This window comes from Thiospirochaeta perfilievii (genome assembly GCF_008329945.1).
Classification (GTDB): Bacteria; Spirochaetota; Spirochaetia; order DSM-2461; family DSM-2461; genus Thiospirochaeta; species Thiospirochaeta perfilievii.
Genome location: NZ_CP035807.1, coordinates 2,957,630 through 2,974,456, shown reverse-complemented (window position 1 = coordinate 2,974,456; position 16,827 = coordinate 2,957,630). Strand labels below are relative to the sequence as shown.

Here is a 16,827-nt window from a genome sequence, read left to right as displayed (position 1 = left end):
TATAAAAAAAACACTATTGTATTTAAAAAAAATTACGTTTAAATTATATATATAATTATCAATTTACCAGGAGTCAAACATGTCATTTGTAAATAAAATGAAAGAGAAAGCAATAGAATTACAAAAAGCTGTGGTTTTACCAGAGGGTAGTGAACCTAGAACAATTCAAGCAGCAAGAATTCTAATTGATGAGAAAATATGTAGTAATGTTATTTTAATTGGAAAAAAGGACGAGATAAACACTATTGCAAAGGGTGTAGATACATCTTTAGATGGAATTACTCTAATCGATCCATCAAAATCAGAAAAACTTAATAAGTACGCTACAGAGTATTATGAATTAAGAAAACATAAAGGTTTAACTGAAGATGAAGCTAAAACTGCTATTGTTGACCCATTAAAATGGGGAGCTATGATGGTAAGACTAGATGATGCTGATGCTATGGTAGCTGGGGCCGAGAACTCTACAGGTAAGGTGTTGGTTGCTGGTTTTACAATAATCAAAACAGCTCCTGGTGTAAAAACAGCATCTTCTTGTTTTGTAATGGATATGCCAGATGCAAAATGGGGTAAAGATGGTCTTATGATTTTTAGTGACTGTGCAACAATTGTGGACCCAACAAGTGTTGAGCTAGCCGCAATTACTAGACAATCTGCCCAATCGTGTAGAGATTTCTTAAATACAGAGCCAAAGGTAGCAATGTTATCATTTTCAACAAAGGGTTCAGCAAAACATCCAAATGTAGATAAAGTTACAGAAGCTTTTAAAATCGTAAAAGAAGAGGAACCTACACTGATTGTTGATGGAGAACTTCAGGCTGATGCTGCTATAATAGAGAGTGTTGCTGCTAAAAAAGCTCCAGGCTCAACTATAGCTGGTAAAGCGAATGTACTTATTTTCCCTGATTTACAGTCAGGAAACATTGGATATAAAATGGTTCAAAGATTTGCTGGTGCTGGTGCCTATGGTCCATTTTTACAAGGTTTTGCAAAACCTATATCCGACTTATCTAGGGGTTGTAGCATAGATGATATTGTTAACACAACAGCTGTTACAATGACTCAGTGCAAATAGCACTTTACATCATATAACCAGTTAGCTATTATATTAGATATGAATGTAATGATAACTGGTTATGGTAGAATGGGTAGAGAGATTGAAAACATCCTTATCCAAAGGGGGCATTCGATTGCCCTTAGAGTAGACAAGGGTGGTTATGGGGATTGTACAGAAGTAACTGCAGATGGACTTAAGGGTGTTGATGTAGTTATAGAATTCTCACTACCCCAGGGTATAGAAAATAATATAAGGCTTTACGCTCAATCCAAAACACCTGTTGTTATTGGTACTACAGGTTGGGATGATAAAAAAGATATTATAAAAGATATTATTCTAAATAATAAGAGTACCCTTCTCTACGGTTCAAATTTTTCAGTTGGTGCGCACATATTTTTTGACCTAGTATCTAAAGCTGCAGGGTTAATTAATAATACACCAGAGTATGATATTATGATGTTAGAGTACCATCATAACAAAAAAAAGGATTCACCTTCTGGTACAGCTTTAACAACTGCGGAAAAAATACTTAAAAATAATAATAGAAAAGAGAAAATCTGGACTGATAAGTTAGATAGGGCTATAGATGATAATGAGTTACATGTAGCATCTGTAAGAGGTGGTCAAATCCCTGGAATACACACTGTTACACTTGACTCCTTTGCCGACTCTATTCAAATAACCCATAATGCTAGAAATAGAAGTGGTTTTGCCCTAGGAGCAGTTATGGCTTCTGAGTGGCTACAAGATAAAAAAGGTTTTTTTACAGTAGAAGACTTCATTGAAGAACTTCTAAAAAAATAGACAGGAGATATTTATGTTCAGCGGAGTATACACAGCTCTTATAACACCATTTAAAGAGGATGGATCAATTGATTTTGATTCATATAGGGCCCTAATTAACAACCAGATAAAAGAGGGAATAACAGGTCTACTTCCTGTAGGAACTACAGGTGAAAGTCCCACTCTCTCCCATGAGGAGAATTTAAAAGTTGTTGAGGAAGCAATAAAAATAGCCGATGGGAAGACACCTGTTGTTGCAGGTACTGGTTCCAATAGTACTAAAGAGGCTGTTGATATGACTCTTATTGCTAAATCCATGGGTGCAGACGCATCATTACAAGTAGCTCCATACTATAATAAACCAACTCAAGAAGGTTTATATAGACACTTTATGACAATTGCTGATAAGTGTGATATCCCCCTATTAATTTATAATATTAAGGGAAGAAGTGGTGTTAATATAGAGACAGATACCCTATTAAGAATGGCAAAACATGAAAACATTGTGGGAGTTAAAGAGGCAAGCGGTGATTTAGCCCAGATGATGGATGTTATTAGAAATAAACCTGAAGGTTTTTCTGTAATGGTTGGTGATGACAATATAGCTTTTCCTTTTGTAGCCCTTGGGGGAGATGGAGTTGTTTCTGTTATTAGTAATATAATACCAAGAAAGATGGAAAAATTAGTTTCATTAACTAAAAGTGGTGATATAGAAGAGGCGAGAAAAATTCATTACGAGATTCTACCTTTATGTAAGGGAATGTTCCTTGAAACAAGCCCTATTCCTGTAAAATCTGCCTTAGCACTAATGGGTATTTGCAAAGAAGTATACCGACTACCCCTTTGTGAACCAATGGATTCAACAAGAGAGAAACTAAAAACTTTACTTAAAGAGAGTAATTTAATATAAAAAAAAGGGGCTGTTGCAGAAGTCATTATGACTTTCAACAGCCTTTTTTTATTTATCTTTTAACTTACTTATCTCTTTTGCTAACTCAACATACTCATCAACAGAGACTGTTTCTGCTCTTCTAGTTACATCAATCCCAACAATCTCAAAAGCTTTAAACACATCATCCTTATTAAACTCTTTTAAATATGGGCTTAAATTAATATTATTTTTTAGTGTCTTTCTTCTAGATGAGAATAACTGCCTAGTAACCTTAAAAAATGTCTCTTTATCCTCTAGTTCCCTATATCTTTGGTGGGGTACCATTGAAATAATAGCTGATGAAACTCCTGGAACAGGATAAAAAGAACCTGGCTTTAATACTCCTACTTCCTTAACATCACAGGCAAATTGACATAAAACAGAGAAGGAAGAGTAGTTTTTATTATTTGGCTTAGCGGTCATTCTTTGCCCCATCTCTCGTTGAACAGTAAAAACCATCTTTTCAGGAATAAAGTCGTTCTCTATAAAGGATGAAACTATAGCTGATGAAATATTATATGGTAGGTTTCCTACAAACCTTTTTGGTGGTTTTCGTCTATGTCCTTTCCATGTTTTAATCACATCTCCTGGAACAATAGAAAATTTAGGGTAACTTTCAAACGCTTTTGTTAAGTAATCAATATAGCCTGGATCGATCTCAAATACCTTTAACTTTGCACCCCTATCTAAAATTATTTTTGTAATAGAACCAAGTCCCGGTCCTACTTCCCAAACAGTGTCACCCTCTTTCATCTCTAGTAGGTCAACAATTCTTTTTCTTGCACCACTATTAATTAAAAAATTCTGACCCCACCTCTTTCTAGGTCCCAAGCCCATAATATCTAATAACTCTTTTATCTCTTGGGGTGAGTCATAATTTAAATTTAAGATTGAATCGTCTGGCATCTGCTCTCCTATATATTTTAAGTATTACTAATATAACAGGAATTGAAGCCAAAATTAAAGGTATAAGTAGAGAATTTATATCACAATTTAATTCTAAATCACCTTTTGAAAAGAAATCTAATAAATAAAATATGGATTTTTCCAATATTTTTACAACACTATCTAACTTTGGAACAATTAATGATAAAACTCCCGTCCACATAAAAAGTGTAATAATAGGTGTAATAAGTATTGAAACAAATAGACCTGAGGGATATAGAACTCCAAAAACAGGAATAATTACAATTGAAGTTGAAATAAGCGCAGATAGGGATGTGGTAAAGGGGACCCTAACAACCTTTGGGATTTTTTTAAATATAAAAAGTTTATCTAACTCAGGCCCTAAAACAACAATACCAAAAAGTGCTAGATAGGATAATTTAAAAGATAGGGTTTCAAACTCCCTAGGTATAAAAATTAGAATAATATAAAAGGAGATAATTAAAATTTTATATATAGATATCCTTTGCTGTTTAATTTTAAAAATTGAGGCGATAATAAACATTAGTATTGATCGAATTAAAGAGGCTGTTGGGCCTACAAATAGAAGGTATAGTATAAGAGTTAAGGATGAAAGTATGTATATGGAGTTACCCCAAATAAAAACTCTTAAAAACAGTATAATTATTACGGTAATAACCCCTACATGAAAACCTGACAGAGCCAGTATATGGGAGCAACCATTTTTTCTAAAGAGTTCTATTATATCTAGATCGAGTAAAGACTTATTACCTGTTATTAATGCGATTAAGAGAGGTGAAGATGTTCGACCAATTAATCCATTTAAAATCTTACTTCTAAATTTATAATAACTACTTTCATACTTAAACTCACCATGATCTTTAATATTAATAAATGCTGAATCATCTTTAAACTTTACATCTATATCTCTGAATATCTGACCAATATATAAGCTATTTTTTGAGAATATTGTAACTTTGCTATTTGCAATAATACTATGCTGCCTACTATTTACACGAAAAACTAAACCAGAGGAGAGATAACCACCTGAAACAGGGATAGAGTCCTTTATTACAGTTACATCTACACTAGTAATACTGTTTCTTAAAGTTGGGATGTAGTTATATTTCGACTCTATTTTTACTCTATTAACAGAAAATACGCCGATAAATAGTGCGATAATTATTATAATAACATTGTAATAAAGTTTGACCTTATAGATAGTATAAAGGCTTATAAGTACTGAAAAAATTATTAGTAGTATGTAGTAACTAATAAAAATCTTGAAGGACATTATTACCCAAATAGTAACAACCCCAATTGATAATGGACTAAAAATCTCTCTATTCATATTTAATAAATAGAGAGATTATATATTTTTACTTCAATTAATTTAGAGTAGATAAAGCAGTTTTAGCTGCTTTTACAATTCCAGAAGAGTAGTTTGAGAACTGAACCTCTGTTAAAACACCACTTGCCTTCTCATTTCCTGTATTACCAAGAGTTACAATAATCTCTTTAATAATATCTTGGTCTGAATAGGAGATATCAAGGCCACTAATACTTCTTTCATTAAAGTCTGATAAGATAGAAACTAATCCATCAATAGCCTCATCTGAACCATTTAATCCTAGAGTTCTAATAGCATAGATCTTCTCTTCTAAATCTGATCCACTTCGAACTGATTGACTTAAGTAGTATACATCCTCAGGGTCACTAGACTTACTAAAGTAAAGAACTTTTATAGCATTTTTTCTTATAGAGGTAAGTGTCATTCCCTCTTTAATAGTCTCTGCTACATTGTCTAACCCCTGTTTCATAGCCTCTCTAGCTGCTTTTGCCTTATCTTCAGTTGGAGCATCACACTTAGCAACCTCTAAAATAGCTTTCTCTTTCTCAGAAAATAATCCATCTGTGATTATTGGAATAAGAGCTTCTATTGGATTATCAACAATAGTTTTTAAAACCTTATCCGCAAATGATTTAACCCTTTGATCATACCATCCAATTGATGCGAAAAACACAGAAGAATAACCCTCTATAGATTTAAAACGATCAAGGGCACTAATTGCTCCATAGGCAATTTTTGATTCTGCTTCTAACTCAGCAGACTTACCTTTCACAGGCCGCATATTTATATTTCTTAAGATAAAAGAGATATCGTTTAAATAATCAGTTGCTCTCATATTACCTAGAGCAACAATAGCATCGACTTTTAAAAGAGGGTCACTTGTCTCTTTTGCAATAGTATATACAAGGGATGCTGATCTCTTAGACTTTAACTCTCCTAGCTCTCTAACAACTAGTTTTGTTAACTCATTAAAATCTCGTTCCTCTGTTACAGAACGTTTATTATCTAGATTAGCAATAATATCCTCTGTTAAAATCTCTTCTAATAATGGAATCATCGCTCTATCATTAAGTTCTACAATATTTAGCATAATAGAGTATTTAAATTCTGGTAAAACACTTCTTTTATATAGTCTAGACCAAACCTCGGCCTTATCTCCAGCGAAACCCTGAAATACTCCTGTAATAACAAAAACAGAGAGAATTAAATATTTTCTCATTTTTACTCCTCAACTAGAATTATATTTGTAACTATTTTAAGATCATATTGAATATTTGTATAAGCTTCAACAGCTCCACTCCTATAGAGTTGGTTTATTCTATCTGGAACAGGCTTAGACTCAGAGTACTCAAAACTTTCACTTCTTTTTTTATTACCCTTATCATCAAGATAGATCTTTTCTATAAGTAAATTACCATCATAGATATAGGATATTGACTTCTCAATATTACCCTCTGAGTCTAATATCTTCTCTTCTGTAATAAGATTATCACTATAACTCTTTTGAATAGTACCATCTACAACATTACCACCGTTTCTCATTTCAACTTTAGTTATATTGTTATTTGAATCATAGAAGTATCCTGTTATAGCTAATACACCCTCTGAAGGACCTAGGGTTCTCCATATTGATAAATTTTTACCTTGATACTCATAAGTGTTAATTGATTGAACAGAGTCATTTTTATCAAAAAGAGTCTCTTTAACTAAATTACCGTTAACATCATATTCGAAGGTGGAATAACTATTTAATACATTCCCAAAGCCATAACTTACATCCTTTGTTTTTAAACCATTTTCAACAGTATAAATGTGGGACTCTAAAACTTCTTCTTGTTCATTAGTTTGTACTTTTTTAATAAGATCATAGTTATCGTTATAGGTGTACTTAGTAATTGTATCAATTTGACCGTCACCATAATATGTTTCTTCAATTGTTGGATAGTATGTTTTTACTTCAACTTCTTTCTCAACCATTTTTTTCTCTATTTCTTCTTTCTGTGCTTGCTCTTCAACCACTTCGGAATCTAATTCCTTTGGCCCTTTTTCAGTTGTTGCACATGAAAAAATAAAAGCAATGGATAAAGTAAGTAAAAATCCTTTAAATAGTTTCATTCTTGTTACCTCTTTTAATTTTATTATGTTCTAATTTAGAGCACCACTGCTCTCGGGTAGATATTCAACTTCTAAAATCTCTTCTTCAGCCTCATTTTCAGTAATCTCTTCTCTATCTACCACATTATTATTATTGTTGTTTATTTCATCTATATTTTCAACACTATTATCAACTTTATTCTTATTTATTAGGTTAATCTCCCTGCTTTTTATAAATAAAAAAGGCCTTAAAATTGAGAGCATCTCAAAGGGAGGATCAACAACTTTAACCCTAACATAGGATATATTATTTGATTGATTATATGAGGAATCCTTAACAAGACCACATAGAACTATATTTTTGTTATCAAGTTTAAACTCCATCTTTAGTGGGAGCCCAGGTTGAACCTTTCCATTAACTAAAAAAGCTGCTCCTCCCTCGGATATATTCTTTAGCTGGGCGAATGTTCCTGTAAAGCCTTGAAAATTATAGTTTCGTTTTGTGATATCCTCAAGCTTATAGATATAACAGTTTGTTTCATAATCTACTCTAAGGTCTGACCTTTTTTGGCTTCTAATTAAATTAGAAGAGTGGCTTACATTCCATTTTAAGATTCCGGGAGTCTCTATTACTTTAGATTCAAAATAGTACCCTGCATCGTCCCTTCTCCAGAAGTAGATATTTATAGGTCCATTCCAATTTACACCAGGTCTTACCCCTGTCTCATTTTTTAAATCTATTGTAATAAAATTTTGAGTGATATCTGATACAACCCCCACAATGGGAATCTCCATGCTTCCTACAGTAATTTTTACTTCTTGGCTTACGGACATCTCTCTAGATGAAGAGATGACACCCCGTTTATCTAACTTTTCAAGTTCGATATTTCGTCTATAGTTATGTAGATCTTCTAAAAGATCAATAATCTCTAAATCGTGATAATCACAATCCTGTAATTTTGAGTTTAGCTTTAATATAGCATCGTCAATATTATTAATAGATCCAAGAAGTATTAAAGGTTTCTCTAATTTTAGGATATCCGCAGTCTTTTTGAGCATTTTAATCTCTTTTGCAGTAAGACCAGCTTCTTTACCCTTAGCTATAAAATCAACACCACCAAGGGAGATAGATTGACTACTACCAACGATAAAGAGAATAATTATTAAGAACGATAGTATAAGAAAGAAAGTTAAAAAAATAGCCATGCTCTCTTATACTATGATTCAAACTAATTGGCAATTATTATTATTCAGATTTCTTCTTATATCTGAAAAATTCCTTGAATCCTCTATTTTTTAAATGGAGCATTATAACTCCAAGTTCATCGTTATTTACCGGACCTACAAGTAGCCTATGTCTCATTTCTTCATCTTTTTCTCTAACAGTGATATTAGGAAAATGAAGCTCATCTAATTTTTTTCTATCTAACTCGGCAATATCACTATTTTTATAAATACCAACTTGTAAGTAGTACCCATCCTGAAAATCTTTCTCTTTTTCAGTAGTAACTGGTATAAGTTTTATATCTGGTACTCCACCTTCAGGAGGTTTATTATTTGCTGGTTCTAAAAAGAAAACTCTTTTTATTTTTTTAGGAATAATCTCTGTAATTGGCTCAACAATTTTATCATTAGAAAACATTGATTCTACAGGTAATTCATCCTCATATATAATTGTATCCTTCTTAGGTGAAACTTCAGTCTCCGGTAAAACTTCTGTTTCTGGTAAAACTTCTGCCTCTGGTAAAACTTCTGCCTCTGGTAAAACTTCTGCCTCTGGTAGAACTTCTGCCTCTGGTAAAACTTCTGCCTCTGGTAAAACTTCTGTTTCTGGTAAAACTTCTGTTTCTGGTAAAACTTCTGTCTCCGGTAAAACTTCTGCCTCTGGTAAAACTTCTGTTTCTGGTAAAACCTCAGTTTCTGGTAAAACCTCAGTCTCCGGTAAAACTTCTGTCTCCGGTAAAACTTCAGTCTCTGGTAATACTTCTGTCTCTGGTAATACTTCTGTCTCTGGTAATACTTCTGTCTCTGGTAATACTTCTGTCTCTGGTAAAACCTCAGTTTCCGGTAAAACTTCTGTCTCCGGTAAAACTTCTGTCTCCGGTAAAACCTCAGTTTCCGGTAGAACTTCTGTTTCTGGTAGAACTTCTGTTTCTGGCAAAACATCCCGGTTATTTTTAATGGCTTCAGCAGTAAGACCTTTAATTTCAGGGGTAGGATCAATAGATTCATCAATTTCTGAAATAGGAGGTGGAATATAGTTAATTACCTGAATTCTTACAGGAAGAACATCTCCTGTTTCAAGATACATAGACTCACCTGCACTTTTATCTACCAAGATAAAAATTCCATCTTCAGGTATCCTTGTAACAATTTTTACATTAACTGAATCATCAGAATAAGGTAATTTAACATTAACATAAGTTCCAATTGGAAAAGCATTACACCCTCCTAAGTGGTAATCGGAACTCTCTTCCCATCCTTTAAAAAAGTTGTCATCGGATACAGAGAGGTTACCTGAATATGTTGACTGGGCAAAAATTGACCCACATAATAAAAATAATATAGCGAAATAACTCTGTTTATTCATTGATTAAAGGCTCCTAGTCATTTTATCGGTTACTTTAATTATTATCTAAATAGAGATATTAAACTTTATTTTATATAATTAAAATAACTTTAGAAACAATAAGCCTTGTAACTACTTATCAAAATTAATTACAAGGTTTATAATATAAAATACTAGGATAACAGTTTATAGAACCCGCTCTATTATATATTATCTATTGTTTTTTTTAGAAAAAATTCACATAATTTGAATGTATGAATAAAGCCGAACACATAAAGTTAATCTATTCAGGAAAATATGCCCTACCCTTAGATACAGCAACTAAAAAGAGTTACAAAATATTGGTATATCGATCTACTGTAAAACGCGGTTTAATAGAGAATATAAGCTTACCGGAAGTTGAGGAAAACTACTCTATAATAAGCTCCAAGGATTTAAAGGGAAAAAATTTCTTGAAAATTGATGGAAATAAAATTCCAATACTCGCAAACAAAAAAGTAAACTATATAGGTGAGCCAATACTACTATTAGTAGGACCTAATATTTCTAAACTTAAGGCTATACATAAAAAGATAGAAATAACTTATAAAATAGATATTGATCAAGAGGTTTCAGATGAGATCTTCTTTAGCAAAACAATAAAGATAGGTGATACATTAGAGGCTTTTACAACTCCATATAAAACCCTTTCTGGTAGTATTAAAACACCAAAAAGCGTTATTGAAAGTAAGTATCTTCTAGGTTCATTTACTAAAAGAGAGGCAGACTCATATAATATCTACTCATCATCTATATGGGAGTATCCATTAAGGGATAATATAGCAAATATATGTGGGGTTGAATCTGATAAGATTAAGATAGTAACTCCAACAACTACAGGAGAGGATGAGTATCCCCTTCTAGATAGTTATAGTGCAGCAGCCTTTACGACTATATCCTCATCAATTATTAAAAAGAATGTCTTTTATATACCAACCCCAGAAGATCAATATTTATACTCAAACAAACTTTATGGACTAGAGGCAAATTGGCAGATTGTATTTGACTCAGAAGATACTGTTCTTGGAATAAAACTAGATATTAAGATAAACTGTGGAGCATACCCAATTTTTGTAAAAGAGAAGGTATTAAGGGTTTTACACGGTGTTACCTCCTACTATAAACATAGAAATATAGAGGTTACGGTTACAGGTTATAAATCAAATCTTCCACCAGCTGGTCTTTCTAAGGATATATATCTTGCCGATGCTCTATTTGTAGCAGAACTTTTAATTAGTAAAATAATAAAAGAGAGTAAAAAGGACCAATACCTATATAGAAATGAAAATTTAATCAAAAAAGGGTATAGAAACTCAACAGGAAGCGTTATAAAAAGAGAGTTACCCCTGGATATAATGTTAAAAAACGTTGTTGAGCAGTCTGATTTTTTAAGAAAGAATTCCTCTATAAACCTATCCTTATTAAGAAAAGAGAAGAGAATACACTACTCTGCAAAGAGGGGGGTTGGAATTTCTGTAGGATATAATGGAAATGGTTTTATCTCTAATGAAAAAAACATCTCTGCCCATAGTGTAGTAGTAGAGTTAGAGAGAAATGGAATGGTAGAGTTAAAAGTTAGTTGTAGAATAAACAATTTAGATCTTTTAACAGTTTGGGAAGATATATTAGTTGAAACACTAGGTATAGAGAGGGAGAATATTAAAATATTTACCGAGGACCTTACCATGATAATGGACTCTGGTCCAAATATAGATAATAAAAACGTAACAATCTTAACACCTCTAATTAAGCAATGTGCAGATGAAATTAAGGTTAGACGATTTAAAGATCCACTACCTATTAGACAGTTTAAAGTTACAAGGAAAAAATCATCTAATGTTTGGAATTATGAAAACTGGAAGGGAGAACCCTTTAAAAACAGCTCTTATGCAGCCTGTGCAGTGGAAGTAGAAATAGACAAAAGAAGTTTAAGCTGTATAATAAAGGAGATATGGATTCAGTTGGAAGTTGGTCTAATTTTAAATAAACAGGCTCTTCTAAACTCCGTATCCAGGGAGATAAATCAGACTATTAACTGGTTGCAAAATAGCGAACCCAAAGAGAGGGATGGAGAGTTTTCTACCCACTACTTTTATAATAAACCTCTGGTTAAATCTAACCCTATAATTAATATCTCAATATATGAGACAGGAAAAAATAAAAATATACCCAGGGGGGTTGGCTCCCTAATTAGAAATACACTCCCAGGGGCGTATATTCAAGGTGTGAATCAAGCTATTGGGTCAAATATTAATACATTTCCAATAAATAAAGAGATGATATATAAAGAGTTGATAAAAGATGATATTTAAACTTAATGTAAATGGTAAAGAGCAGGAGGTTGATGCCCCTTCAAACATTAGATTATCCGTATTACTAAGGGAGATTTTAGGACGGAAGGCTGTAAAACATAGTTGTGGATGTGGAAGGTGTGGATACTGCCTAATTTTATTAAATGATAAACCAATATACTCTTGCCTATACCCTGCAACAAAGGCACAAAACCAGACTATAGTAACCCTGGAAGGGATTACACAAAAATCAGAGTATAACAATATTATAAAGGGCTTTGAACTAGCTAATGTTGATCTATGTCCAAATTGTGCCCCATCAAGACTACTTATAACTTATTACCAGTTAGGAAGAAGTAAAGAGCTAACAGGTGATATGATAGAGAATATTATTCAAAGTGTAACCTGTGACTGTACAGATAATAAGAGTTTAAAAGAGGCTATCTACCTATCTGCAAACTTTTACGAAGGTGGTAACTTTTGAAAAAGAAAGGTACAAGATTTTTCAGACCTAAAACAGTTGGAGATCTAAAAGAAATAGTAAAAAAAGAGAGGGATATTACTCTACTTGCAGGGGGAACTTCTCTTTTTAGAACAATAAATGGTGATAATTTAATAATTCCTGGAGTAATAATAATACTCGATGATATTGTTGAACTAAAAAAAGAGAATAGGACTGAGAGATACTTTGAATTCGGTAGTATGTTTACCATACAAGAGATTATTTGTGGTTCAAAAAATAACCTACCTAAAATACTATTAGAGAGTCTAGAATCCATGGCTCCTTACCCTATAAGAAATTTAGCAACAATAGGTGGAACAATAGCAAATAAGGATATTATTTCCGATATAATACCCCTACTTCTAATTTTAAACTGTAAAGTAGAGGTTATACCCCTAGTAGATAAAAAAAATAGGGCAAAATGGGAATCTCTAACCCAGTATATCTCAACAAAGGATGAGAGGGGATTGCATCTAATAACCAGGGTAAGGATTCCTCTTATTACAACAACTACTTGTTCATATTATAAAACGGGCCACTCTTTTAACCTATTTAAGGAAATTTCATTCTCCGCTATTGCAGAGATAGAAAAAAGTAATATATCCTCCCTGTCCATGGCTTTTAATATTGAGAACAAAAAAATTATTAGAACCAAGGAGATTGAGGCGGAATTAATAGGAAAACATATGCCTATTAGTTATAGATCTAGAGAGCCTCTATTATCAATTATAAAAACTAGCTTAAGCGATAACCCTAGATTAAAAGAGAGTGAGATTTATAGAATGGCACAGATAATACTTCACTTCCTTGAGGGTTTTTAAGTAGAATTTTCTAAAATTATAATATAGAGTTTTTTAACAGGAGTTAAAATGAGAGATTTTGTACACCTACATAACCATTCAGACTACTCCCTCTTAGATGGAGCGGTAACTATAAATGGCCTAGTAGAAATGGCTAAAAAATACGATATGAAACATCTTGCCCTAACTGATCATGGGAATCTATTTGGTTCCTTAAGATTTGAATCAGCCTGTAAAAAGGCCGGGATTAACCCAATTATTGGGTGTGAAGTATATATAGCCCCAGGGAAGAGGCAGGATAAGGATTCAACCAAAAAAAAATACTACCACATGATACTTCTATGTAAAAATGAGATAGGATTTAAAAACCTAACAGCTATTGTTTCCCAAGCGTATATTGATGGATTTTATTATAAACCTAGAATAGATGATGAGCTTTTAGAGAAGTATTCTGAAGGATTAATATGTACTTCGGCATGTTTAGCCGGAGAGATTTCACAAAATATACTAAATAATAACTATGAGAAGGCTAAGGAGAGAGCCCTATATTACAACTCTCTATTTGAGGAGGATAGCTACTACCTTGAAGTCATGAATCATGAACTTCCTGAGGAGAAGATAGTTATCGAGGGGATGAAAAAGTTATCAAAAGAGACTGGAATTCCCCTTGTTGCAACCAATGATATCCACTATCAAAAAAAAGAGCACGCAAATGCCCAGGATATATTAATATGCATTGGTACAAATAAGAAAAAAAATGAAGCTAAGCGTATGAAGATGCACGGCTCCCACCTATATTTTAAATCCCCCCAGGAGATGAATGAACTATTTAAGGATATTCCTGAGGCCCTAGATAATACGGTTAAAATTGCCAACATGTGTAATGTTACAATTCCACAACCTGGACCAATTTTACCTGACTACGAAATACCATCCGAGTTTGAAAATCAGGCAGAGTATCTAACCCATATAACATGGGAAGGTATTAAGATGAGGTATAAAGAAGTAACTGATGAAGTTAAAAAGCGAACTGAGTACGAGCTTGGTATTCTATTAGGAATGGGTTTTGAAGGTTACTTTTTAATTGTTTGGGATTTTATCGACTGGGCAAAAAAACACGACATCTCAGTTGGACCGGGACGGGGTTCAGGTGCAGGTTCTATTATTGCCTATGCCATAGGAATTACAGATATTGACCCACTTAAATATGAGCTACTCTTTGAGCGGTTTTTAAACCCAGATAGGGTTTCAATGCCGGATTTTGATGTTGACTTCTGTTTTGAGAGACGGGGAGAAGTTATTAATTACGTAACAGAGAAGTATGGTCGGGAGCAAGTTGGGGGTATATGTACCTTTGGAACACTTAAAACAAAGGCTGTATTAAAGGATGTAGCCAGGGTTTTAGACATTCCATTTGCTGAATCAAATGCTATATCCAAACTACTACCTGAGGGTAAGGCCCCAGATGGAAGAAAAATAAATGTAGATGTCGCTTTAGAGATAACCCCGGAACTCCAGGAGTATAAAAACAGAGGTGGGATATATAAAGAGCTATTTGAAACAGCTAGTATATTAGAGGGTATGAACAGGCATGTATCTACCCACGCCTGTGGAATGGTTATTGGAAAAACTAAACTTACAGACTATGTACCCCTATATAAAGATCAGAAAACCGGGGCTGTATCCAGTGAGTATACAATGGATATTATTGAACCCTGTGGACTAGTAAAAATGGACTTCTTAGGTCTTAAAACACTAACCCTTCTTTCTAATACAGAGAAGTTAGTAAGAAAGCATAATAAGGATTTTAAGGTAGATGATGTCCCAATAGATGATGAGAAAACCTACAGGATGTTACAGGATGGGAAAAGTAGTGCTGTATTCCAATTTGAAAGTGCTGGAATGCAGGATATCCTCCGTAGGGCAAAACCAGATAATATAGAGGATTTAATTGCCCTAAATGCCCTATATAGACCGGGACCTATGCAGTATATTCCCCAGTTTATCGATTCTAAAATGGGTAAGATGCAGATAAAATACCCTGACCCCCTACTAGAGGAGACACTAAAACCAACTTATGGAGTTATTGTATACCAAGAGCAGGTAATGAAGGTTGCCCAAATAATAGGTGGTTTCAGTCTTGGTAAAGCGGATATTTTACGTCGTGCCATGGGTAAAAAGAAGGTTGCGGAGATGGATAAGATGAAAGTCGAATTCATTAAAGGAGCTAAGGAGTTAGGACACACCGAGGAACATGCATCAGAAATATTTGATATGCTAGTACCCTTTGCCGGCTACGGTTTTAATAAGTCCCATGCTGCAGCCTACTCGGTGGTTGCATATAAAACAGCCTACTGTAAGGCAAACTACCCAGCCGAGTTTATGGCTGCAAACCTTACAAATGAAATTTCCAACCCAACAGCCTTTTCTGACTACTTAAGTGAGTGTAAAGAGATGGGTATAGAGTTAGCCCCACCTGATATTAATGACTCGGAGAAGTACTTTACAGTTGTAGATGGTAAAATTGTCTACGGTTTAACTGGAATGAAGGGTATAGGATCAGCCGCTGTTGATGCTATTATTACCGCCCGCCAGAAGAAGGGTAAGTTTGAAAACTTTGAAGATTTTATCGAGAAGGTTGAACTAAGAGCTGTAAATTCTAGGGTTCTAGAAGTTCTAATAACTTCTGGTCTTTTTAGTAAAATAGAGAAGCATAATAGGGCAACTATTATGAATAACTGTGAAAAAATTATAACAACTATTCAGAAAAAATTAGAGAGTACCCAGTTTGGTCAAGGCTCCCTATTTGGAGATATAGAGGAGCAGATATTTCCAGATATTGTATGGGATGAAGTTGAAGAGTATCCAGAATTAGAGCTACTTAAAATGGAGAAAGAGAATATTGGTTTCTTCTTCTCGGGGCACCCTATGGATAAGTATAAAGACCAGTGGAAAAGAACTGTAAACCTGGATTTAAGTAACCCCAAAACAGCCTCTGGGGATAAGACATACTCTATTTTAGGAATGATAAAAAATCCGAAATCCATAACAACAAAGAGTGGAAAGAGAATGGCATTTGCAGAGCTTGAGGATTATAATGGTTCCATAGAGCTAGTACTATTTGCCAAGAAGTTTGAACAGTATGGACACCTTCTACAGCCAGATGCTGTTTTAGGAATAACAGGAAATGTAGATACATCTAGGGACAAGCCATCTTTTAAAGTCGAGGAGATAAAAGATCCCGATGAGTTAAAAGAGCTTATAGCTCCTGAGATACACATGGAGTTCCACCCTGAGGATTTATCCGAGGATGAGTTAGAACATCTAAGAACTTATATTATGGATAATAAGGGAAATAGCCAGGTCTACTTTCATATTAAAAGACCCGGTCAGGTTAGGGAAGTTGTAATTAGAATATCTAGCCAACTTACTATAAATGGTGGTGATACTACTCTTATAGAGCTACGAAACCTACCAAAAGTAAAAAACGTCTGGAGAGAATAG

Annotated in this window: 13 protein-coding genes; 7 read left to right on the top strand and 6 right to left on the bottom strand. The window is 33.7% G+C overall.

The genetic code is table 11. The features are described 5' to 3' along the window. The first annotated feature begins 79 nt into the window (after window positions 1–79). Genes pta through dapA form a run of 3 tightly spaced genes read left to right on the top strand, consistent with a single transcriptional unit; the run spans window position 80 to window position 2,750 of the window. Window positions 80–1,075: a phosphate acetyltransferase gene (pta, locus tag EW093_RS13715; protein ID WP_149568959.1), complete on the top strand. Its 996-nt coding sequence runs from the start codon at window positions 80–82 to the stop codon at window positions 1,073–1,075. Window positions 1,076–1,114: 39 nt separating this feature from the next. Continuing rightward, window positions 1,115–1,861 carry a 4-hydroxy-tetrahydrodipicolinate reductase gene (gene dapB / locus EW093_RS13710; RefSeq protein ID WP_149568958.1) on the top strand — a complete coding sequence of 249 codons (747 nt, stop codon included), beginning with the start codon at window positions 1,115–1,117 and terminating at the stop codon, window positions 1,859–1,861. Window positions 1,862–1,874: 13 nt separating this feature from the next. Next, a complete protein-coding gene (gene dapA / locus EW093_RS13705; protein ID WP_149568957.1) occupies window positions 1,875–2,750 on the top strand; it encodes a 4-hydroxy-tetrahydrodipicolinate synthase in 876 nt (291 codons plus the stop codon). A gap of 48 nt (window positions 2,751–2,798) precedes the next feature. Here dapA and rsmA read toward each other — a convergent pair whose 3' ends face one another. From rsmA to EW093_RS13675, 6 genes are read right to left on the bottom strand one after another with little or no spacing between them, the layout of a single operon-like run. Next, window positions 2,799–3,677: a 16S rRNA (adenine(1518)-N(6)/adenine(1519)-N(6))-dimethyltransferase RsmA gene (gene rsmA / locus EW093_RS13700; RefSeq protein ID WP_149568956.1), complete on the bottom strand. Its 879-nt coding sequence runs from the start codon at window positions 3,675–3,677 to the stop codon at window positions 2,799–2,801. Next, window positions 3,643–5,028: a ComEC/Rec2 family competence protein gene (locus tag EW093_RS13695; RefSeq protein ID WP_149568955.1), complete on the bottom strand. Its 1,386-nt coding sequence runs from the start codon at window positions 5,026–5,028 to the stop codon at window positions 3,643–3,645. Before EW093_RS13695 ends, rsmA begins: the two co-directional genes overlap by 35 nt. A 37-nt stretch (window positions 5,029–5,065) precedes the next feature. Next, window positions 5,066–6,247 carry a HEAT repeat domain-containing protein gene (locus EW093_RS13690; protein WP_149568954.1) on the bottom strand — a complete coding sequence of 394 codons (1,182 nt, stop codon included), beginning with the start codon at window positions 6,245–6,247 and terminating at the stop codon, window positions 5,066–5,068. Between the two features lie 2 nt (window positions 6,248–6,249). Then, entirely contained in the window at window positions 6,250–7,143 is an 894-nt protein-coding gene (locus EW093_RS13685) for a hypothetical protein (RefSeq protein ID WP_149568953.1), read from the bottom strand. A gap of 30 nt (window positions 7,144–7,173) precedes the next feature. Continuing rightward, window positions 7,174–8,328: a PilZ domain-containing protein gene (locus tag EW093_RS13680; RefSeq protein WP_149568952.1), complete on the bottom strand. Its 1,155-nt coding sequence runs from the start codon at window positions 8,326–8,328 to the stop codon at window positions 7,174–7,176. A 40-nt stretch (window positions 8,329–8,368) separates the two neighbouring features. Next, complete coding sequence (locus tag EW093_RS13675; protein ID WP_149568951.1) at window positions 8,369–9,712, bottom strand: hypothetical protein; 1,344 nt, start codon at window positions 9,710–9,712, stop codon at window positions 8,369–8,371. Between the two features lie 233 nt (window positions 9,713–9,945). Between EW093_RS13675 and EW093_RS13670 the strand changes: the two genes are divergently transcribed. The 4 genes from EW093_RS13670 to dnaE are packed head-to-tail and all read left to right on the top strand — an operon-like array spanning window position 9,946 to window position 16,827. Continuing rightward, complete coding sequence (locus tag EW093_RS13670) at window positions 9,946–12,042, top strand: molybdopterin cofactor-binding domain-containing protein (protein ID WP_149568950.1); 2,097 nt, start codon at window positions 9,946–9,948, stop codon at window positions 12,040–12,042. Then, a complete protein-coding gene (locus EW093_RS13665) occupies window positions 12,032–12,505 on the top strand; it encodes a (2Fe-2S)-binding protein (RefSeq protein WP_149568949.1) in 474 nt (157 codons plus the stop codon). The genes EW093_RS13670 and EW093_RS13665 overlap by 11 nt, the downstream gene beginning before the upstream one ends. Then, a complete protein-coding gene (locus EW093_RS13660) occupies window positions 12,502–13,344 on the top strand; it encodes an FAD binding domain-containing protein (RefSeq protein WP_149568948.1) in 843 nt (280 codons plus the stop codon). The genes EW093_RS13665 and EW093_RS13660 overlap by 4 nt, the downstream gene beginning before the upstream one ends. Before the next feature lie 48 nt (window positions 13,345–13,392). After that, a complete protein-coding gene (gene dnaE, locus EW093_RS13655; RefSeq protein ID WP_149568947.1) occupies window positions 13,393–16,827 on the top strand; it encodes a DNA polymerase III subunit alpha in 3,435 nt (1,144 codons plus the stop codon).

Coding starts and splice junctions, on each gene's coding strand:
- pta (WP_149568959.1), top strand. CDS start 80: ATGTCATTTGTAAATAAAATGAAAGAGAAAGCAATAGAATTACAAAAA.
- dapB (WP_149568958.1), top strand. CDS start 1,115: ATGAATGTAATGATAACTGGTTATGGTAGAATGGGTAGAGAGATTGAA.
- dapA (WP_149568957.1), top strand. CDS start 1,875: ATGTTCAGCGGAGTATACACAGCTCTTATAACACCATTTAAAGAGGAT.
- rsmA (WP_149568956.1), bottom strand. CDS start 3,677: ATGCCAGACGATTCAATCTTAAATTTAAATTATGACTCACCCCAAGAG.
- EW093_RS13695 (WP_149568955.1), bottom strand. CDS start 5,028: ATGAATAGAGAGATTTTTAGTCCATTATCAATTGGGGTTGTTACTATT.
- EW093_RS13690 (WP_149568954.1), bottom strand. CDS start 6,247: ATGAGAAAATATTTAATTCTCTCTGTTTTTGTTATTACAGGAGTATTT.
- EW093_RS13685 (WP_149568953.1), bottom strand. CDS start 7,143: ATGAAACTATTTAAAGGATTTTTACTTACTTTATCCATTGCTTTTATT.
- EW093_RS13680 (WP_149568952.1), bottom strand. CDS start 8,328: ATGGCTATTTTTTTAACTTTCTTTCTTATACTATCGTTCTTAATAATT.
- EW093_RS13675 (WP_149568951.1), bottom strand. CDS start 9,712: ATGAATAAACAGAGTTATTTCGCTATATTATTTTTATTATGTGGGTCA.
- EW093_RS13670 (WP_149568950.1), top strand. CDS start 9,946: ATGAATAAAGCCGAACACATAAAGTTAATCTATTCAGGAAAATATGCC.
- EW093_RS13665 (WP_149568949.1), top strand. CDS start 12,032: ATGATATTTAAACTTAATGTAAATGGTAAAGAGCAGGAGGTTGATGCC.
- dnaE (WP_149568947.1), top strand. CDS start 13,393: ATGAGAGATTTTGTACACCTACATAACCATTCAGACTACTCCCTCTTA.